The sequence below is a fragment of the Galbibacter sp. L-19 genome, from assembly GCF_056857615.1.
Genome location: NZ_JBSXNL010000036.1, coordinates 24,285 through 44,394, shown reverse-complemented (window position 1 = coordinate 44,394; position 20,110 = coordinate 24,285). Strand labels below are relative to the sequence as shown.

General features: G+C 32.8%; 19 protein-coding genes. 10 read left to right on the top strand and 9 right to left on the bottom strand.

The window, feature by feature from the left end; translation table 11 throughout:
• Positions 1–184: 184 nt before the first annotated feature.
• Both AC13CQ_RS03805 and AC13CQ_RS03800 read right to left on the bottom strand, forming a co-directional pair.
• On the bottom strand, positions 185–595 hold the full coding sequence (locus AC13CQ_RS03805) for a Fur family transcriptional regulator (RefSeq protein ID WP_008616121.1): 411 nt from the start codon (positions 593–595) through the stop codon (positions 185–187).
• Positions 596–625: 30 nt separating this feature from the next.
• The gene (locus AC13CQ_RS03800) at positions 626–1,705 is read right to left on the bottom strand and encodes a Gfo/Idh/MocA family protein (protein WP_008616120.1); all 1,080 of its coding nucleotides are present in this window, start codon (positions 1,703–1,705) and stop codon (positions 626–628) included.
• A gap of 177 nt (positions 1,706–1,882) precedes the next feature.
• Between AC13CQ_RS03800 and gcvT the strand changes: the two genes are divergently transcribed.
• Positions 1,883–2,968, top strand: coding sequence for a glycine cleavage system aminomethyltransferase GcvT (gcvT, locus tag AC13CQ_RS03795; protein WP_008616119.1), 1,086 nt, complete (start codon positions 1,883–1,885; stop codon positions 2,966–2,968).
• Between the two features lie 137 nt (positions 2,969–3,105).
• Positions 3,106–3,921, top strand: coding sequence for a sugar nucleotide-binding protein (locus AC13CQ_RS03790; protein ID WP_008616118.1), 816 nt, complete (start codon positions 3,106–3,108; stop codon positions 3,919–3,921).
• Between the two features lie 9 nt (positions 3,922–3,930).
• Here the strand turns inward: AC13CQ_RS03790 and AC13CQ_RS03785 are convergent, their stop codons facing one another.
• The gene (locus AC13CQ_RS03785; protein ID WP_008616117.1) at positions 3,931–4,815 is read right to left on the bottom strand and encodes a DMT family transporter; all 885 of its coding nucleotides are present in this window, start codon (positions 4,813–4,815) and stop codon (positions 3,931–3,933) included.
• 2 nt (positions 4,816–4,817) lie between these two features.
• Complete coding sequence (locus tag AC13CQ_RS03780; RefSeq protein ID WP_008616114.1) at positions 4,818–6,362, bottom strand: hypothetical protein; 1,545 nt, start codon at positions 6,360–6,362, stop codon at positions 4,818–4,820.
• A gap of 153 nt (positions 6,363–6,515) precedes the next feature.
• On the opposite strand from AC13CQ_RS03780, the gene AC13CQ_RS03775 reads away from it, so the two are divergent.
• The 4 genes from AC13CQ_RS03775 to leuB all read left to right on the top strand — a co-directional run bounded on the left by AC13CQ_RS03775 (position 6,516) and on the right by leuB (position 10,975).
• The gene (locus AC13CQ_RS03775; protein WP_008616113.1) at positions 6,516–7,688 is read left to right on the top strand and encodes a 2-isopropylmalate synthase; all 1,173 of its coding nucleotides are present in this window, start codon (positions 6,516–6,518) and stop codon (positions 7,686–7,688) included.
• A 5-nt stretch (positions 7,689–7,693) separates the two neighbouring features.
• Positions 7,694–9,091, top strand: coding sequence for a 3-isopropylmalate dehydratase large subunit (gene leuC / locus AC13CQ_RS03770; RefSeq protein WP_008616112.1), 1,398 nt, complete (start codon positions 7,694–7,696; stop codon positions 9,089–9,091).
• A 163-nt stretch (positions 9,092–9,254) separates the two neighbouring features.
• Entirely contained in the window at positions 9,255–9,845 is a 591-nt protein-coding gene (gene leuD, locus AC13CQ_RS03765; protein ID WP_008616111.1) for a 3-isopropylmalate dehydratase small subunit, read from the top strand.
• 11 nt (positions 9,846–9,856) lie between these two features.
• A complete protein-coding gene (gene leuB / locus AC13CQ_RS03760; RefSeq protein WP_008616110.1) occupies positions 9,857–10,975 on the top strand; it encodes a 3-isopropylmalate dehydrogenase in 1,119 nt (372 codons plus the stop codon).
• A gap of 310 nt (positions 10,976–11,285) precedes the next feature.
• Here leuB and AC13CQ_RS03755 read toward each other — a convergent pair whose 3' ends face one another.
• The 4 genes from AC13CQ_RS03755 to AC13CQ_RS03740 form a co-directional block, all read right to left on the bottom strand.
• Positions 11,286–11,486: a hypothetical protein gene (locus AC13CQ_RS03755; protein ID WP_008616109.1), complete on the bottom strand. Its 201-nt coding sequence runs from the start codon at positions 11,484–11,486 to the stop codon at positions 11,286–11,288.
• Positions 11,479–11,985: an ATPase gene (locus AC13CQ_RS03750; protein WP_394359006.1), complete on the bottom strand. Its 507-nt coding sequence runs from the start codon at positions 11,983–11,985 to the stop codon at positions 11,479–11,481. Before AC13CQ_RS03750 ends, AC13CQ_RS03755 begins: the two co-directional genes overlap by 8 nt.
• Positions 11,986–12,302: 317 nt before the next feature.
• Positions 12,303–12,641, bottom strand: coding sequence for a gamma-glutamylcyclotransferase family protein (locus AC13CQ_RS03745; protein ID WP_008616107.1), 339 nt, complete (start codon positions 12,639–12,641; stop codon positions 12,303–12,305).
• Between the two features lies 1 nt (position 12,642).
• A complete protein-coding gene (locus tag AC13CQ_RS03740; protein ID WP_008616105.1) occupies positions 12,643–13,008 on the bottom strand; it encodes a hypothetical protein in 366 nt (121 codons plus the stop codon).
• A gap of 221 nt (positions 13,009–13,229) precedes the next feature.
• Here AC13CQ_RS03740 and AC13CQ_RS03735 point away from each other — a divergent pair, with 221 nt between their 5' ends.
• Complete coding sequence (locus AC13CQ_RS03735) at positions 13,230–15,443, top strand: S41 family peptidase (protein ID WP_008616103.1); 2,214 nt, start codon at positions 13,230–13,232, stop codon at positions 15,441–15,443.
• A gap of 141 nt (positions 15,444–15,584) precedes the next feature.
• Here the strand turns inward: AC13CQ_RS03735 and AC13CQ_RS03730 are convergent, their stop codons facing one another.
• Positions 15,585–15,962, bottom strand: coding sequence for a Fur family transcriptional regulator (locus tag AC13CQ_RS03730; protein WP_008616094.1), 378 nt, complete (start codon positions 15,960–15,962; stop codon positions 15,585–15,587).
• Between the two features lie 162 nt (positions 15,963–16,124).
• Here AC13CQ_RS03730 and AC13CQ_RS03725 point away from each other — a divergent pair, with 162 nt between their 5' ends.
• The 3 genes from AC13CQ_RS03725 to AC13CQ_RS03715 all read left to right on the top strand — a co-directional run bounded on the left by AC13CQ_RS03725 (position 16,125) and on the right by AC13CQ_RS03715 (position 20,044).
• A complete protein-coding gene (locus AC13CQ_RS03725) occupies positions 16,125–17,030 on the top strand; it encodes an NAD(P)/FAD-dependent oxidoreductase (RefSeq protein WP_008616093.1) in 906 nt (301 codons plus the stop codon).
• Between the two features lies 1 nt (position 17,031).
• The gene (locus tag AC13CQ_RS03720; protein WP_008616092.1) at positions 17,032–17,277 is read left to right on the top strand and encodes a hypothetical protein; all 246 of its coding nucleotides are present in this window, start codon (positions 17,032–17,034) and stop codon (positions 17,275–17,277) included.
• A gap of 238 nt (positions 17,278–17,515) precedes the next feature.
• Positions 17,516–20,044, top strand: a complete 2,529-nt coding sequence (locus AC13CQ_RS03715) for a PIG-L family deacetylase (protein ID WP_008616091.1) — start codon at positions 17,516–17,518, stop codon at positions 20,042–20,044.
• The last annotated feature ends 66 nt before the right edge of the window (positions 20,045–20,110 follow it).

Sequence of the window (20,110 nt, the reverse complement as noted above, 5' to 3'; positions counted from 1 at the left end):
ACTCACGCGGTCTTTATAGAATAATAATTTAATCCATTTTGACTTAAAACGTTAGGAAATAAAACCCTCAATGAGGGATTTAATCCATTTCGGCGTAAAACATCTAGGAATTAAACCTTCAATGAGGGATTAAATATTTTGTAAAACTATGGGAAAATAAGATGCAATGGAAGTGCATTTATTGTTAGCTACACTTATCGCAAATACCTTTTACAACAAGGTTTACATCTTCTGAAACAAAACCTTTAGGGACTTTTATTTGTGGTATTTTATGTTGCGTTAAACAAATAGTTTCATTACAATTATTACAATGAAAATGTAAATGTAAATCGGTTCCTATTTCACAATTACAGCCTTCTTCGCAAAGTGCATACTTTGTAATTCCTGTACCATCATCTATTTGGTGTACAACGTCTTTTTCTTCAAATGTTTTTAAGGTTCTATATAAAGTTGTTCTATCTGCCTTATCAAAAGCATTTTGAATATCGCTTAATGTTACTGCAACTTCCTTTGAAGCTAAAAACTTATAAATTAGTAAACGCATTGCAGTAATACGGATATCTTTTGACTCTAAAAATTGTTCTATTGTTGCCATATCTCGGATTCATAGATTAACACTACTTCACTACAATCTAACCACTTCTCCCGTTTTAACAGATTCATCACAAGCCAAAGCTACTTTTAAACTATTAACTGCATCTTCCAAATGACTTGCCAAATCATTGTTATTTTTAATAGCATCTATAAAAAAACGCTGCTCTCTATTACATAACTCTTGATGATCTGGTTCGTCTTGTAGATTGATAAACTCATCTGGCTTTGTAAATTCATTTTCAGCATCAATATCCGCATAATGCACTTTCAAACTTTCGGTTTTTGTATGACTATCAATATGGTCGGAAGCTCCCTCTGCGCTTGCTTTATTTGCTACGATGGAAACACTCCCTTTGGGTCCAAAAATATCTTTTATAAAAAAAGCGGTATCGCTAACCATAGGTCCCCAACCAGCTTCATACCAGCCCACAGAACCATCATCAAAACGAATCTGTAATTGTCCGTAGTTATAGTTATTTGTAGGAATATCATCCGTTAATCTAACCCCAATAGCACTTACTTGCACAGGTTTGGCGTTTGTCATTTGGCACATTACATCAATATAATGTACGGCACAATCTACAATAGGGCTCAGACTTTTCATCAGATTTCTATGTACATTCCACATATAACCATGACTCTGCTGATTCAAATTCATCCGCATAACCAAAGGTTTCCCCATATTCTGTGCTAGTTCTATAAATTTCTGCCAAGAAGGATGGTGTCTCAAAATATAACCTACTACTACTTTTTTATTTACTTTATTAGCTACGGCCACTACCCTTTCGGCTCCTTCGGCAGTACTGGCAATTGGCTTTTCTAAAAATACATGACACCCATTTTCTAAGGCCGCAATACTATATGCTTCATGTGTATCTGGATAAGTGGAAATACAAACCGCATCGGGTTTTGTTGCTTCTAATGCTTCATAATAATCGGTAAATAATTTATATTTATTTTCTAATTCAGCATTTAGAACCTCTTTACTTTTTCCTGTTGAAACTAAGCCACAAATTTCTACTTCACTCTCCATTTGATGATAGGCTTTAGCATGAGAAGCTCCCATGTTTCCACAGCCTACTACTAATATTTTTATTTTTTTGTTTTCCATGTTTCGATTTTAAAAAAGTTACGCTGTTATACAGTTATAGTCTTACGTTGAAATCTTTCAACTTTACAAACTTTCCAACTTTTAACTTATTAGCGCAAGTTTGTTTTATTCCTGAGATTATTTTAAATAATTTTGCAGCGCCAAATAGTAGGTACAATAATTTTTAAATATACAAAAATGAAGAATACAGCATTAACTGATATCCATATTGAATTAGGGGCAAAAATGGTTCCTTTTGCTGGCTATAACATGCCAGTACAATACGAAGGGGTGAATATTGAGCATGAAACGGTTAGAGAACATTTAGGTGTTTTTGACGTTAGCCACATGGGAGAATTCTTGATTAGTGGTCCGAATGCTTTAGCGCTAATTCAAAAAGTGAGTAGTAATGATGCTTCCAAATTAACTATTGGAAAAGCACAGTATTCTTGTTTACCGAATGAAAATGGCGGAATTGTAGACGATTTGATTATCTACCAAATGAAAGAGGAGCAATACCTTTTAGTGGTTAATGCTTCTAATATTGAAAAAGATTGGAACTGGATTTCTAAATATAATGATACTATTGGAGCAGAAATGCGCAATATTTCTGACGATTATTCGCTTTTAGCTATCCAAGGTCCTAAAGCTGTAGAAGCCATGCAGACGATAACCCCTATTGATCTTTCCGCTATTAAATTTTACAATTTTGAAGTGGGGGAATTTGCAGGGATTGAGCATGTTATTATTTCTGCTACTGGATATACTGGAAGTGGTGGATTTGAAATTTATTGTAAAAATACTGATGTTGAGCAGGTTTGGAATAAGGTTTTAGAAGCAGGAAAAAACCACGGTATTAAACCTATTGGACTTGCTGCTAGAGATACTCTTAGATTGGAAATGGGGTATTGTCTTTACGGAAATGATATTGACGACACTACTTCTCCGCTTGAAGCAGGTTTAGGGTGGATAACAAAGTTCTCTAAAGATTTTGTAAACTCTGAGGCTTTAAAACGACAAAAAGAAACTGGGGTAACCAAAAAATTAGTTGGTTTTGAAATGATTGAACGTGGAATTCCAAGACACGATTATGAGATTTTAAATACCAATGAGGAAGTTATCGGAAAAGTTACTAGCGGAACTATGGCTCCTTCTTTAAACAAAGGAATTGGTATGGGATATGTAACTACAGAAAATGCTGAAGTTGGAACTACAATTTACTTACAAATAAGAAAGAAAAAAGTAGAAGCTAAAGTAGTAAAGCTTCCGTTTTATAAAAAATAAATTAGTGCTCAAGACATTGCTGGAAAGAACAAAAAATCTAAACGCAAGTGCCTGAGCACATAAAGCTCGATTATAGAGTAAATTTATTTAAGAAAGAGCGTATACAAACACTCTTAAATACAAAAAGGTAACGCTTATTGAAAAGGATATTAATTTTAGGAGCAAGCGGATTTATTGGAGGGACACTTTACAAAGAACTCTGTCCTTACTTTGATACCTATGGCACCTACCACACAGGAAAAATCTATTCTAATAACAAGCATTTTTTTCATTTTGATATGGAAAACGATGATTTGTTTGAGATTTTAACCCAAGTGCGACCAACAATTATTATCTCGGCGCTACGTGGAAATTTTGAAGCTCAAATAGATACACATCTCGATTTGGTAGATTATTGTCGTGCTAGCAACAGTAAGCTTATATTTTTATCTTCTGCCAATGTTTTTGATGCTTTTAGTAATTTCCCTTCTTATGAGTACGACAAGACTTTGTCTATGAGTACCTATGGGAAGTTTAAAATAAAAATAGAAACTGCGTTGATGCAACTTCCAGAGAAAAATTATGTAATTGCAAGATTACCAATGGTCTTTGGAAGTAGCTCCCCGCGGATGAAAGAACTCAGGTATTTTATTGATAAAAACGATGCCTACGAAGTTTTTCCAGATTTGGTAATGAATGTTACCAATGCAGATAAACTCTCCCAACAAATCCACTATATTGTTAATAGAAACCGAAAAGGAATTTACCATTTGGGAAGCTCAGACCTAATTCATCATGATGAGTTTATTAAAGAAATTCTCGATACTTTAGGATATGAAAAACCATTACTTAAAAATGTATATACCTCAAATTTTGATAGGTTTTTGGCGGTGCTTCCTAAAGACAACAAACTTCCAAAGCATTTAATTTTCGGTCATTTTGATATTATAAATGAGTTGAAGGCTAAGAATTAGTATTCTTATTTATTTTTCTATCGCTTTTTTAGAAGCTTTTACCGTGCGGATGCTTTCAATAAAAACAGCACTTAATATTAAAGCACCTCCAATAATAGTGTGCCATGCAGGGAATTCTCCTAAAAACAACATTCCCATTAAAATTCCGTAAATGGGCTGTACACTGCTCATAATACTTGCTGTGGTAGCGCTAAAGTATTTAAAACTCATTAGCAATAACGTATGTCCAATTGTAGTTGTTACCAAAGCTAAAAATGCTATAGGAAGTATTTGAGATTTTACCTGAAGAAAATTAGCATTAAACAATAGTGGACTCATTAAAACAACTATTACACAAAGCTGATATAACATCAAAACAGAGCCGTTATAAGTGGCCACTTTTGGTTTCATGAGGATATTGCGGAGCGCATAAAAAAATGCAGAGGTTACTCCAAATAAAACCGCTATAAAATGTTGATTTTTAAAGCTTACTTCTGGCACTAAAAAGTAAACCCCTGTAAGCACTAAAACTGCTAATGCTAAATGCGATTTTTGAAAACGACTTTTTAAAATAATCGGTTCTAGAAAAGAAGTAATTACAGGGTAGGTATAAATAGAGAGCATTCCAATTGCTACACTAGAAAGTTGTAAAGCATAAAAATAGGTTACCCAATGGATCCCAAAAAAAACGCCACAGAGTAATACAATTTTTAAATCTTGTTTAGCATTTATTTTTAAATTAAACTTTTTGTACCTACAAAAAAGGTAGATAAAACCAACAGCCAAAATTGCTCTAAATAAAATAATCTGTTCTGCTGGCAGGGCTATATAACGTCCTAAAACTCCAGAAGTACTAATTAAAAGTACCGCTAAATTTAGTTCTAGAATATGTTTAAAATGATTTTTTTCTTCCAAAACTAACGAACTAATTCTTTAGCTTTCTCTTTAATAATCTCCCCTACTGGTCGGTTTTGAATATTACTTTCTAGCCATGAGATAATATCTAAATATAAAAAGGCACGTTTTTCATACGGGTGATTTTCATATTTCTTTAAAGTTGCATGCAGTTTTTTAAATTCATCTTTTAACTGACTAGGAAAGATTTCTCCTAAATTTCTAAGAAACTTAATCATTTCCTTTTGCACCTCATGGAGATCATTCATTTTTAATAAAAATTTATAGGTGCTTTTTAATTGAACTTCCAAATGGTAATCCATACCAGCTTCATAATGCGCAACCAAACTCAATACACGAGCAAAGCACATTAAATCTTCACGCATGGTAAGGTTTTTATTATCTATTATTTTTTTCAGATAAGAGATACACTTTTTATTATTGCCAACCCCAAAATACAAACACGCAATTTTATAGTAGAGAACCATAATATGGTGTTCGTCTAATTTATCGCTGTGTAATTTTATTCCATCTATAATTTCCTTTTCTAAATGCAATCCTTCTTCAAAAGTACCTTCTAGAAAATGAAGATTAATTTTGCTACTATATTTATAATGAAAAATTAAAACCTCTAAATTATCATTCTTCGGAAACTTATCATCCGTAACGATATGTTCTAATTTCTGTAATGCTTCCCTAAATCCACGACGATTTTTTACATAAAACATCGATTCTAACAAGTAATTATTTCCTTTTAAAAAGAATACAGGATTTAAATAAATCATTTGTTCGTTTTCATAGAAAAGTTCTACCCAACGCAACGAATATTTATAACACGATAAAAAGTCCTGAATTAAAAAACTATACCATAGTTGCGCTTTATACAACCATAATTTTTCTCTAAAATCTAATTCTGAAACTTTAAAAGTAGGTAAGTGAGATTTGTAGTATTCTGTAACCCATTTATATTCTTCATCACTTTTTACATACCCAAACTTCAACATAATTCCATATAATTGAAGCGATAGATTAGAAAGTTTACTTGTCAATACATTTTGCATACTCAATTCCTTTGCTTGAATTGCTAATTCGTCGGCACGCCCACTTATACTTCTAGTAATGTATTGTGTTTCTATAACTTTTTCTAGTTCTACAATTTCATAGGCAACTACTTTTTCTTGATTTTCAATAGCCAAAGACTTGGCCTTATCCAAAATTTTTAAGCTTTGTTTATACAATCCTTTATGGTACAAAATAGTTGCAAAGTCAAGTTGCTCCCTAATTTGAAGTCGTATATTTTGATTTACGGGATTTAAACGTAAGCTTACCAGAATTTGCTTATAAAGATGTGCCTTTAAATTGGAGAGTTGTTGTTTTTTAACAATTCCACTTTTTAAAATTTCAGCCTCTTTATAATCATGCATCTTATCCAAAAGATTGAATAAAGCTAAAAATTTTGCATCTGCATTTACCCCTAACCTATTCACATAAAGCTTAAATTGTCTCTTTTCAGATTTAGAAAGAGATTTAACCAGTATAAATAATGTGTCTTTTTGCTGACTTGTCATTGTAAAAATAAAAATTCAATTAACTGAATATCAATTATTTAACTATATAAAAGAACACTTAAGCATTGTAAAGAAATGGTTAAGTGAACTTAAAATTACGTTCACAAAATATAAATTCGTATAACAAATTTCAAATTACATTAAAAAATCAAGATGAGTAAAGAAAAAGTTCAAATCTTTGACACGACATTAAGAGACGGAGAACAAGTACCTGGATGCAAGCTTAACACAGAACAAAAGCTTGTCATTGCAAAGCGTCTTGACGATCTGGGAGTTGATGTTATTGAAGCTGGTTTCCCTATTTCTAGTCCGGGAGACTTTACATCTGTAGCTGAAATCTCTAAAATTGTAAAAAATGCAACGGTTTGTGGTCTTACACGTTCCGTTAAAAAAGATATCGAAGTAGCAGCAGAAGCAATAAAGCATGCTGTAAGACCTAGAATACACACTGGAATTGGAACATCAGATTCTCATATAAAATATAAATTCAAATCTACTCGTGAAGAGATTATTGAACGTGCTGTTGCTGCTGTAAAATATGCTAAGACGTTTGTAGAAGATGTTGAGTTTTATGCTGAAGATGCTGGTCGTACCGACAATGAATATTTAGCTCGTGTTTGTGAGGCAGTTGTAAAAGCAGGAGCTACCGTATTAAATATTCCAGATACTACAGGATATTGCTTACCTGAAGAATATGGGGCTAAAATGCGGTATTTAAAAGAAAACGTTACGGGTATTCACAAAGCAATTCTTTCTTGCCACTGTCATAACGACCTTGGTTTAGCTACCGCAAACTCTATTGCTGGAGTTATTGGAGGAGCACGACAAATAGAATGCACTATCAACGGAATTGGAGAACGTGCTGGAAATACGTCTTTAGAAGAAGTCGTCATGGTTTTACGCCAACACCCGAATTTAAATTTAGACACCAACATCAATTCACAACTCCTTTACAGCACCAGTAAAATGGTTTCTGAAAGTATGGGAATGCCTGTACAACCAAATAAAGCCATTGTAGGAGCTAATGCTTTTGCGCACAGCTCTGGAATTCATCAAGATGGGGTTATTAAAAACAGAGAGACCTACGAAATTATAGATCCTGCAGACGTAGGCGTTACCGAATCTGCAATTGTTTTAACCGCCCGTAGTGGTCGTGCTGCTTTAGCATATAGAGCTAAAAAAGTAGGTTATGAGTTAACAAAGCTTCAGTTAGACGAAGTTTATCAAGAATTTTTAACCTTTGCAGATAGAAAGAAAGAAGTTTTAGATGAAGATATTCATCAAATTATTGAAATCAGTAAAATAGATATTAAAGCAATTGCTTAATTATAATGAGTAAAACATTATTTGATAAAGTTTGGGATAGCCATGTGGTTCATACAGTAGAAAATGGACCTCAGGTATTATATATTGATAAACATTTAATCCATGAAGTTACGAGTCCGCAAGCTTTTAATGAGCTTGAAGAACGTAATATTCCCCTATTCCGTAAAAACCAAATTGTAGCTACAGCAGACCATAATGTACCTACAAAAGATCAACATTTACCTATTCAAGACCTCTTGTCTAAAAAACAGGTAGAAATGCTGACAGAAAACTGTAAAAAACACGATGTAACCCTTTACGGCTTAGGGCACCCATACCAAGGAATTGTTCATGTTATGGCTCCAGAACTAGGAATTACACAACCTGGAATGACTATGGTTTGTGGAGACAGCCATACCTCTACTCACGGAGCTTTTGGTACTATTGCTTTTGGAATTGGAACAAGCCAAGTAGCGCAAGTTTTTGCGAGCCAGTGTTTATTACTTTCGAAACCAAAAAGTATGCGTATTACCGTAAACGGAAAGGTTAAAAAAGGTGTTTTACCAAAAGATGTTATTCTATATATTATTGCTAAACTAGGTACCAATTCTGGTACTGGATATTTTGTAGAATATGCAGGTGATGTTTTTGAAGCCATGACTATGGAAGGCCGCATGACGGTTTGTAATATGAGTATTGAAATGGGAGCTCGTGGCGGAATGATTGCTCCAGACGAAACTACTTTTGAGTATGTAAAAGATCGTGAATTTGCTCCTAAAGGAGAGGAATTTGATAAAAAAGTAGCTTATTGGAAAACGCTTCCTACAGATGCAGATGCTAGCTTTGATAAAGAATATTCTTTTGATGCTGAAGACATCGAACCTATGGTTACTTACGGAACCAACCCTGGAATGGGGATAAAAATAACAGAAGCCATTCCGAGTAAAGACGATGTTTCTTTTGAGAAATCCTTAGATTATATGGGCTTTAAAAAGGGAGAAAAGCTCTTAGGAAAAGAAATCAATTATGTTTTTATAGGAAGTTGCACCAACTCAAGAATTGAAGATTTTAGAATTGCTGCGGAATACATTAAAGGAAAACAAAAGGCAACCAATGTAAATGCCTTAATTGTTCCAGGATCTCAACAAGTAGCCAAACAAATAAAAGAAGAAGGAATTCAAGATATTTTTGAAGCTGCAGGCTTTGAAATGCGCCAAAGTGGATGCTCGGCTTGTTTAGGAATGAATGAAGATAAAATTCCTGCGGGCGAATATTGCGTATCTACTTCCAATAGAAATTTTGAAGGTAGACAAGGGCAAGGTGCACGTACTATTTTAGCTAGTCCGTTAGTAGCTGCTGCCACTGCAATAGCAGGAAAAATAATAGATGTAACCGAAGAAGTTGAAGAATTAGAACTAGTTTAGAAAAGTACAGAGTTTAGATTTGCTAACTTATAGAGTAAACAGCTTCGAGGTGGAGCATTAGAAAAAATCTTGAAAACATTTCGATGCAAACCCAAGCTCTTCAATAAACTCAAAACAGGTTTTAGAGCATTAAAATCTCACTTAGTGAGTTTAATTTAAGATTATGGAAAAATTTGTAACATTACAATCAACGGCAATTCCATTGCCAATTGAAAATATAGATACCGACCAAATAATCCCTGCCCGATTTTTAAAAGCAACAAGCAAGGTTGGTTTTGGCGAAAATTTATTTAGGGACTGGCGTTACAACAAAGACGGTTCTGAAAATGAAGAATTTGTACTGAATAATAAAACATACGAAGGAAAAATACTTGTTGCTGGCGATAATTTTGGGTGCGGTAGTAGTCGTGAACACGCTGCATGGTCATTAACAGATTTCGGTTTCAAAGTAATTGTTTCTAGTTATTTTGCTGATATTTTTAAAGGCAATGCACTAAATAATGGCTTGCTTCCCATTCAAGTAAGTCCAGAAACGCTTAAAGCTATGCTTACTGCAATTCAAGATAACCCAACTACAGAAATTGTAGTAAACCTTGAAGAACAAACTATTACAGTTGCAGGAACGGCTATAAAAGAGAGCTTTGAAATTGATGCTTATAAAAAAATGTGCATGATGAATGGTTATGACGATATCGATTTTTTAGTCAGTAATAAAGATAAAATTGAAGCTTACGAAGCTTCTAGAACATTTTAATACACAAGAATATGAATTTAGATATAGCTGTATTATCGGGAGATGGAATTGGTCCAGAAGTTACCAAACAAGCCATTAAAACATTAAAAGCCGTTGGCGAGGTATACAATCATACGTTTACTTTTAAGGAAGCTCCAGTAGGCGCTATCGCTATTGATCAAACTGGAGATCCTTTACCAGAAAAAACATTACAATTGTGTTTAGATTCTGATGCCGTTTTATTTGGTGCTATTGGACATCCAAAATACGACAACGATCCAAGTGCAAAAGTACGTCCTGAGCAAGGTTTATTAAAACTAAGAAAGTCTTTAGGATTGTTTACCAATATCCGCCCTATTAAAGCTTTTCCTACACTTATTGAAAAGTCTCCTTTAAAAGAAGAGCGTATTTTAGGAACCGATCTTACCATTTATAGAGAACTAACCGGAGGAATCTATTTTGGAGAGAAAAAGTTAAATAAAGAAGGAAGTGTAGCTTCAGATTTATGTGAATATTCTGATTATGAAATAGAACGCATTGCTCATTTAGCTTTTAAAGCAGCCCGTACTCGTAGAAAAAAATTAACCTTGGTTGATAAAGCTAATGTATTAGAAACTTCTCGTTTGTGGCGTAAAGTAGTTACCAATATTGGTAAAAGTTATGCAGATGTAGAATTAGACTTCCTTTTTGTTGATAATGCAGCGATGCAAATGATATTAAATCCGAGTCAGTTTGACGTTATTTTAACTGAAAACATGTTTGGAGACATCATTTCTGATGAAGGAAGTGTTATTGGAGGTTCTATAGGATTATTAGCGTCGGCATCTGTAGGAGACGAAAATGCGATGTTTGAGCCTATTCACGGTTCTTTTCCACAAGCTACAGGAAAAAATATTGCTAATCCAATTGCTTCCATCCTATCTGCTGCAATGCTTTTAGAACATTTTAAATTATTTGAAGAAGCAAAAGCCATAAACAAAGCTGTTGAAAAAGCTTTAGAAATGAATGTTGTTACTCCAGATATCGATGCAGATAGTAAGAAAACAACTTCTGAAGTAGGGAATTTTATAGCAGATTACATAGCGAATGCTGAAGAAATAATTAATTACAATCAGGAAAATATAGATTACGGAAAGTCTACTATTATATAAAATAGTACTTTTTTAACAATTTATAAAAGAGGCTGTCTAAAAAGTATCCAAACACTAAGTGCTATCCTGAGTTTATCGAAGTTAACTACTGATTGTCAGTTGTTTAAGACTCAGGCAAGCTCAGTTTGACAACTACAAATTACTTTTTAGACAGTCTCTTTTTTTAGTAAGCCGTCAGAGTATATTTTATTTCAACAATAAAGTAACTTCATGAACTAACATATAAAAAAGTACTGGACAAATAAGCAAATAGCATTCTGTAAAATACAAATCAGATTTCCTTAAACACATCAAAATTCAACACCCATAACTAAACCTCTCTATCATAATTTGTTATGTACACAGTAGTAGGTTGTATATTTTCTGGTGCTATTTCTTGAATCTCTCCATTCTTAGCAATAATCAATGGACTTTTTTTATAACGCTTAAATTCCACTAATTTTTGATAAGCTTTTTCAAGTCCTGCAATTATTTTTTTTCGATCTTCCTTTAATTCACTTTTTTTATCCATTGTATCTGTCTTTTAACTTTTCCCAAATTTTAATATTTCCTACTTCAACATCATCTTTACCTCCTTCTGCTATAATTTGATATGGTTCTCCAGAATTATCAATAAATATCCAATCATCGACCAAGCCTTTAAAGATAGTAAAAAAGTTATTTAATCCATTTTCATACCTTCTACGAATTATATATTCTGGAATATTATGTCCTCCTTCTTTCACTCTCGTTTCAACCCGCTTTATGGCAAGGGCTTGAGAACTGAGCCAAAAAAAATAAAGTGATACAAAAAATCCATTTTTCTGAGCTTCAACAACTAAGCTCCTATAACTTTTTGTAGCTAAAGTTGTTTCAAATGCAAAATCCTGTTCTGAGTTAATTAGGGTTTTAATTCTATATAGCATTAATCTTCCTGCCTGAATTCCTTCCTTTTCAGGTTTAAAAGGAGACAATCCTTTAGCAATTTCATCAGCATTAATAAATTCATCACATTCTAAAATTTCAGGCAAAATAGTATATGAAGCAGTTGTTTTTCCTGCTCCTTACACCCTGCTATAATGTATAGTTTTTTCAACTTTTTCGTGATTCCTTATAACGATTTACAAAAAATAGTATGAATTATCTAACATTGATTATTCAAAAGACAATCAGCTAAATATTTTCAATTTAAACCTTTTAAACGATATTTTTCAGGAAATAGTGTAGTTTTATTTACGGTTATAAATTAGCTTAAAAACACGTCAGTCGCTTCTTCATTTTACATCTATTTTCATGTATATACCCATAATCAGACTTCCATTTAGACACCATAAGAAACACCAATACTTTATGTAGCCTTTTTTACATACACCCATGCTTTCGTACCAGATTCAAAGGTTTCGAAAACTCTTTCATAATCATCAACTTCATACAAATCTGTTTGCGCTAACTCTTCATCTGTAATTTCAAAAATCACCCCTTCTACTTTATCTTCAGAAGAAAAACTTTTAATTAAAATAGGATGAAATTCCTTATTACTTTTTGCTAAAACTATTGGATCTGTAATTCGTAATTGTTCAATTTTATGATTAAAAAGTACATCATTATTCCCCTTTAATAAGCGACCATAAGTTTCTAGCTGCACTTTTTCTAATTGCAACGTACCATATGAAAATAACTTATGCATTTTAACTTGTTGGTAAAGGCGCGCCTACTGCAATATCACAACGGTGACCAGGTTGTCCATGCTCTGGGTTTAACATGCTATTGGAATTAAGTATAGAACTGTTACCCGACGGTGATGTAAGTGGAGCTCCCACAGCAATATCACAACGATGTCCAGGTTGCCCGTGTGCTGGATTTAATCCATTACCCGAATTGGACTGTACATTGTTGTTTTGAAAAGATTCTACTGGCGTTTCCTCTGCAGCAGCTTTACTATCATATCCATCCAATGTTTCTGTTGTAGACCATGTGCTACTCTTTGCTGAAAGGTAATAACCACCTATTCCTACAAAAACAATAGCTAAAAGTATAATTCCTATTTTCTTCATGAAAGCTTGTTTTAGATAATAAAAATAAGAAAATCATTTTAAATGGGAGGCGGGAGACAGGAGATTGAAAGATTTTATGACACTAGACACTATTCTATAAACATAGTAACTTTTTAACTTTTCTACTCGTCTACTCGACAAGTAATTCATTAAATTAGGAGTTTAATAACCAACCTCATAACAATATAACTTAAGAAAAGTTATTTTATATTATTTAAATGATGAAAAAAACACTAGTATTATTAGTTACAATTATCTCTATTGTTTGTCAAGCACAAAAGTCTGAAAAATATAATCTAGGATTTGAAAACCAGAGCTATGAAAAATTTCTTTCTGATGGATGGTTAAAATGGGGAAGCTATGAACTAAAAATAGATTCTATTGCTCATTCGGGTGAAAAATCTGGGAAAATTACATCTCCAGAATTAGGAGGTTCTTTTGGAAGTATTGCCTATAAAATTCCAGCATATTATTCAGGTGAGAAAATTCAGCTTGAGGGCTATATGAAAATCAAAAATGTTGAAAATGGATTTGCAGGTTTGTTATTAAGAATTGATGGTAACGGAAGTTCATTAGCTTTTGATAATATGCAAGACCAAAACATAAATGGCACTAAAGATTGGCAGAAATATACTATCACTCTGGATTTTCCTGAAGGAGCAGAAAATATATTTATAGCAGGAATACTTACAGGAAAAGGAGAAGCTTGGTTTGATGACTTTGCTCTTTTAATTGATGGTAAAAATATTCAAACGTTAAAAGAAGAAGAAAAAAAATTATCAAAAGTACAACTTGATAAAGAATTTGATAATGGTTCATTAATTGAATTTCCTAGCCTAACAACCAAAGACATTACAAATCTTGAATTATTAGGTAGAGTTTGGGGCTTTCTTAAATATCATCATCCTGAAATTGCAAAGGGCAACTATAATTGGGATTATGAACTTTTTAGATTTTTACCAAAATATATTGAAACACAAAATGATAATGAAAGAGATAAGTTAATAATTAATTGGATTGACTCTTTAGGAACGATTAATAAATGTAATAATTGTGAACCAATAGATGAAAATGCTTTTCTGAAACCTAGTTTAAACTGGATTGATAATCAAAATGAAGCTTTAAAAAACAAATTATTATTTGTCTATAACAATCGTTCACAAGGCAAACATTATTACATTAAAATGATAGCAAATGTTGGTAATCCTGAGTTTAAAAATGAAAATCCATATTTGAGAATGACCTACCCTGATGATGGTTTTAGATTGTTATCGCTATATAGATATTGGAATATGATTAACTACTTTTTCCCATATAAACATCTAATTGACGAAGACTGGAATAAAAAAATAAGAGAATACATTCCACAATTTATTAATGTAAAAGACGAATTAGAATATGAATTGGCTGCCATTCAAATTATTGGAGATATCCAAGATACACATGCCAATATTTGGGGTGGTAATGATAAAATTGAGGAATGGAAAGGTTTAAATTATCCCCCAATACACTTGCGCTTTATAGAAAATCAATTGGTTGTAACCGATTATTATAATGAAGAATTAAAAGACGAAATTGGGTTAAAAATAGGAGATATAATATCCAAGATAAACGGTACAACAGTTAAAGAAATAGTAAAAGAGAAATCTAAATATTATCCTGCTTCAAACCAACCTACCATGTTAAGAGATATTTCAGCAGACCTCTTACGCTCAAACTCCAATGAGATTGAAGTTGAGTTTATATCAGATAATTCCAAAGCTCAATCAAAATCCCTTAAACTATATCCAAAAGATAGTCTTAATATTTACCGTTGGTACAAAAAAAGTGAAGATAAATCATACAAATTATTAGAAAAAAATATAGGATATGTTACACTTCAAACTATAAAGGACACTGATATTTCCAAAATAAAAAATGATTTTAAAAACACAAAAGGAATAATAATAGACATTCGAAATTATCCCTCTACTTTCGTTCCATTTAATCTAGGTTCTTATTTTGTTTCTTCATCCACGCCATTTGTGAAATTTACGAATGGAAGCATTAACAATCCGGGAGAATTTACCTTCACAAATAATATAGAGATACCAAATCAAGGAGAAGCATACAAAGGGAAGTTAATTGTATTAGTTAATGAACTATCCCAAAGTCAAGCAGAATATACCGCAATGGCTTTTAGAGCAGGAAATAATACCACAATAATTGGAAGCACCACAGCAGGAGCAGATGGAAATGTATCAACTATTATGCTACCTGGAGGACTCAGAACAATGATTTCAGGAATTGGGGTTTATTACCCAAATGAAGAAGAAACGCAACGTGCTGGGATTGTACCTGACATTGAAGTTAAACCAACAATTGAGGGTATTAGAAAAGGAAAAGACGAATTAATTGAAAAAGCAATTGAAATTATTTTAAGTGAGAGGTTATAGTTGGAAGACGGAAGACGGGAGATTGAAAGATTGAAAGATTGAAAGATTGGAAGATTTTTATGATACTAGACACTATACCTTTAAACATAGTAACTTTTTAACTTTCTACTTTCTTACTTACAACTTTAAACTCCACAACAGCTATAACGAACAATCGTTGCATGTACCTGTAAGTACACAATTTGCATTTTGAACTTCATACCCTTCTGGAATAGAATATTGAACAGGGATTTTTAAACATTCTATGGTGTCGCAAGACAAACATCTAAAGTGAAAATGATATTTAGTCTTTTCCGATGGTTCACATTTTTTACAAATAGCAAAATATTGCTTTCCATCTTCCGCAACAATTCTATGTACTAAATCGTCCTCACAAAATCTATTCAGTACCCTGTATATCGTAGCTCTATTAATTTTAATATCAAGCTGTCTTTCTATAGCATCCTGACTCAACGCTTTTTTTGAGCTTGAAAGTAAGCTTAATACTGCTTCTTTTGTAGGTGTATTTCTTCTATTCATTTTATTGCGATTATGTTGCAATAATACGAAAAAATAGTATATTTGTCAAATATACTATTGCGACTATATCGCAATTAAATATTATAATAACTAAAAGAGTAAGACTTAGTGTAGAAATTCTATGCTAGAATCGCTACTCTTTTCAAATAAAAAATCAATAAAATGGATACAAATCAATTTGAAGTAATTATAATAGGCGGCAGTTACGCAGGACTTTCTACAGCTATGACCTTAGGCCGTTCTCTAAGAAAAACTCTGATTATAGATGCCGGAGAACCTTGTAACAAACAGACTCCACATTCTCATAACTTCCTAACTCAAGATGGAAAAACTCCACGAGAGATAACTGAAGTATCAAAAAAACAAGTTTTAAAATATGATACCATAACATTTTATGACGGTACCGCTTTAAAAGGAAGAAAAGTTTCAGAAGGATTTGAAATCACTACTAATAATGGAGCTGTTTTTAAAGGAAAAAAAGTAGTGTTTGCAACAGGAATTAAAGATCTATTGCCAGCTATAAAAGGAATTGAGCAATGTTGGGGAATTTCTGTTGTGCATTGTCCATATTGCCATGGATATGAGATTAGAGACAAAAAAACAGCCATCATTGCCAATGGCAATAAAGCTTTTCATTTAGCGTCCTTAGTAAACAATCTAACTAAAGAAATTACCATCTTAACTTCTGAAAAAAAGAACTTTGATGAGAGTCAGCTTCAAAAACTTAAACAACATAATATTAAAATTATTGAAAAGGAAATTTCAGAAATAATACATAAAAAAGGAATCCTAGAACAGATTATTTTTACAGACGGTTCCAAAGAAATTTTTGAATGTGCTTATACGGCAACAACATTCAAACAGAGTACTTCTATTCCTACAGAATTAGGCTGCAAACTTACCGAAAATGGATATATTGAAGTTGATATCATGCAAAAAACAACCGTAAATGGAGTTTTTGCTTGCGGTGATAATAGCGCTATGATGCGTTCTGTAGCAACTGCTGTTTATAGCGGAAACATAACAGGGGCGATAATAAATAAAGAATTAACTGAAGAAAGCTTTTAGTATGGTTGAAGTATTTATGACAAACATTCAGTCTGAAATTCTCTCAAAAGAAATTCTTATGCTATTAGAGGGAAATTATCCTAGTTTAGAAATTAATTTTGATCTAGAAGATTATAATAAACCCTATCCCTGCGGGCATTCGATTTTAAGAATTGAAGGAACTTTTATTAATTCTGATTCTATTATACAACTCTTAAAATCTAAAGGAATTGAATGTGGTATTTTAGAAGACAAAATATGTAATTAATATGCTTTATCCTTAGTAAGATAAAAACAGTTCTAGGCATAAAAATAATAGAGATAAGTTTTAACAACTCAAAAAACAAAGCACTCCAACGGAAGTGTAAGAAAGTTAAACCTTGATTATCGAATAAATCATACAACTTATTTTAAAACTTTTAAAGTTGTACTTTTTTTCCGTTGCAACAACTAACGGGCAACCAACAATTATTTCTATATTTGAACAAATACCTAAAACTTATAGCATGCAAAAAATATTATCCTTTCTTTTTATTGGATTAGTATTTACATTTTCTACGTATTCACAGAAGCCAAAAACCTATTCTTCTGCTGATATTTATCAAGCAGTACAAAAGCTTAATTTCCTTGGAACAGCGCTCTATATTGCCGCACACCCCGATGATGAAAACACGCGGTTAATTTCTTATCTTTCTAATGAAGTAAAGGCAAGAACTGGCTATTTATCGCTTACAAGAGGAGATGGAGGGCAGAATTTAATAGGAGCAGAATTACGAGAACTTTTAGGAGTTTTAAGAACTCAAGAGCTTCTAGCGGCTAGACGTGTGGACGGTGGCGAGCAATTTTTCTCGCGTGCTAACGACTTTGGGTTTTCGAAACATCCAGATGAAACCTTAGAGATTTGGAATAAAGACGAGGTACTTTCTGATGTTGTTTGGGTTATTAGAAACTTTAAACCCGATGTAATTATCAACCGTTTTGACCATAGAAGTCCGGGTACAACACACGGTCACCATACTTCTTCGGCCATGTTAAGCGTTGAAGCATTTGACCTTGTGAATGATAAAAATAGCTATCCAGAACAATTAAAATATACAGACCTTTGGCAGCCAGAACGTATGTTTTTTAATACTTCTTGGTGGTTCTATGGAAGTCAGGAAAAATTTGAAGAGGCCAATAAATCAAAAATGCTAAGTGTAGATATTGGCACCTACTACCCTACACTTGGGCAAAGTAATAACGAGATTGCTTCCATTGCTCGTAGCCAACATTTAAGTCAGGGATTTGGTGGGATTTCTGCCCGTGGTTCTGAAAAAGAATATATTGAACTGTTAAAAGGAAGTTTTCCAAGAAACAATACTATTTTTGATGGTATTAATACTACTTGGGGGCGTGTAGAAGGCGGAGAAGCTATTGCCGAAATATTATTAGATATAGAAGCTAATTTCAATTTTAAAAATCCATCAGAACATCTTGCAGATTTAGCAAAAGCCTATCAATTAATTTCTAATTTAAAAGATGATTATTGGCGGGAAATTAAATTAGAAGAGATTAAAAAAATTATAGAAGCCTGTAGCGGCTTATTTATAGAAGCAACAACTGCACAAGCTTCTGCTGTACCTGGAGAAAACATCAGTATTAACGCTTCAATTATTAATAGATCGTCCTCCAATATAACGCTTAAAAACATAAGTATCTCTCCTAGTGATGTTGTACAAATTATCAGTAAAAAATTAGAAAACAATAAATTTATAACTACCAATCAAAAAATTACTATTCCTGAAAATAGTGAATACACAGCACCCTATTGGTTAAAAGAAGAAGGTACATTAGGAATGTACAAAGCGCCGCAATTACTAAGAGGAAAACCAGAAACTCCTAGATTAGTTAAAGCTACATTCACCATAAATATCGAAGGAGTTAGTATTCCTTTTGAAAAAAATATCGTTTATAAATTTTCAAAGCCTGATAAAGGTGAAATTTATCAACCCTTTGAAATTCTTCCTAGGGTTTCCACTTCTGTAGCTAATAAAGTAATTATTTTTTCTGATGAAAAATCTAAGGACATTCCAGTAACCATTACTTCTGGAGCAGATAATATTTCAGGAAACATACATTTAAAATACAATAGCGGATGGAATGTGAGTCCTCAACAAATAGATTTTTCCATTGCTAAAAAGGGTGATACAAAAACAGTTATTTTTACAGTAACCCCTCCAGCAGATGAAAATCAGGAAACTATTACACCTATCATAAAAATAGATGGAAAAGAATATACTCAGGAACTAGTAACCATAGCTTACGACCATATTCCTACGCAATCGGTTTTACTTCCTGCTAGTTTTAAAGTGGTGCGTTTAAACATAAAGAAAACAGGAGAAAACATTGCTTATGTTGCTGGTGCTGGAGATGAAGTACCAGAAAGTTTACGTCAAATAGGATATACTGTAACTGTAATACAGCCAGAAAATATTAGTAGTGGATACTTAAAAAATTTCGATGCAGTAGTAATGGGGATTAGAGCATATAATATTCATGAATCTCTTAAATTTAAACAACATATTCTTTTAAATTATGTAAAGGAAGGTGGCAATTTAATTGTTCAATATAATACTGCCGGGAGAAACGGACTTGGAATGGATAATCTGGCACCCTATTTGTTGCAATTATCTCGAGACCGTGTAACCGATGAAAATGCTGAAGTTACTTTTAACGCACCAAACAATCCGTTATTAAATACTCCCAACAAAATATCTCAAAACGATTTTACTGGTTGGGTACAAGAACGAGGATTATATTTCCCTGACAAATGGGGAGAGGAATTTACCTCAATTTTTTCGATGCACGACAAAGGGGAAAGTAAAAAAGACGGTAGCTTATTGGTTGCTCCATATGGAAAAGGATATTATATTTACTCAGGATTGAGTTTCTTTAGAGAACTCCCTGCTGGTGTTCCAGGGGCTTATAAAATATTTGCCAATATGCTTTCTATTGGAAAAGAAGAAAGTACAAATTTAAACCCAATAAAAGGATAGTCATGCTTAGTAAGTTTGTTTGGAAAAGAGAGTATTCTATTGTATTGATTATGAATGCGATTTACA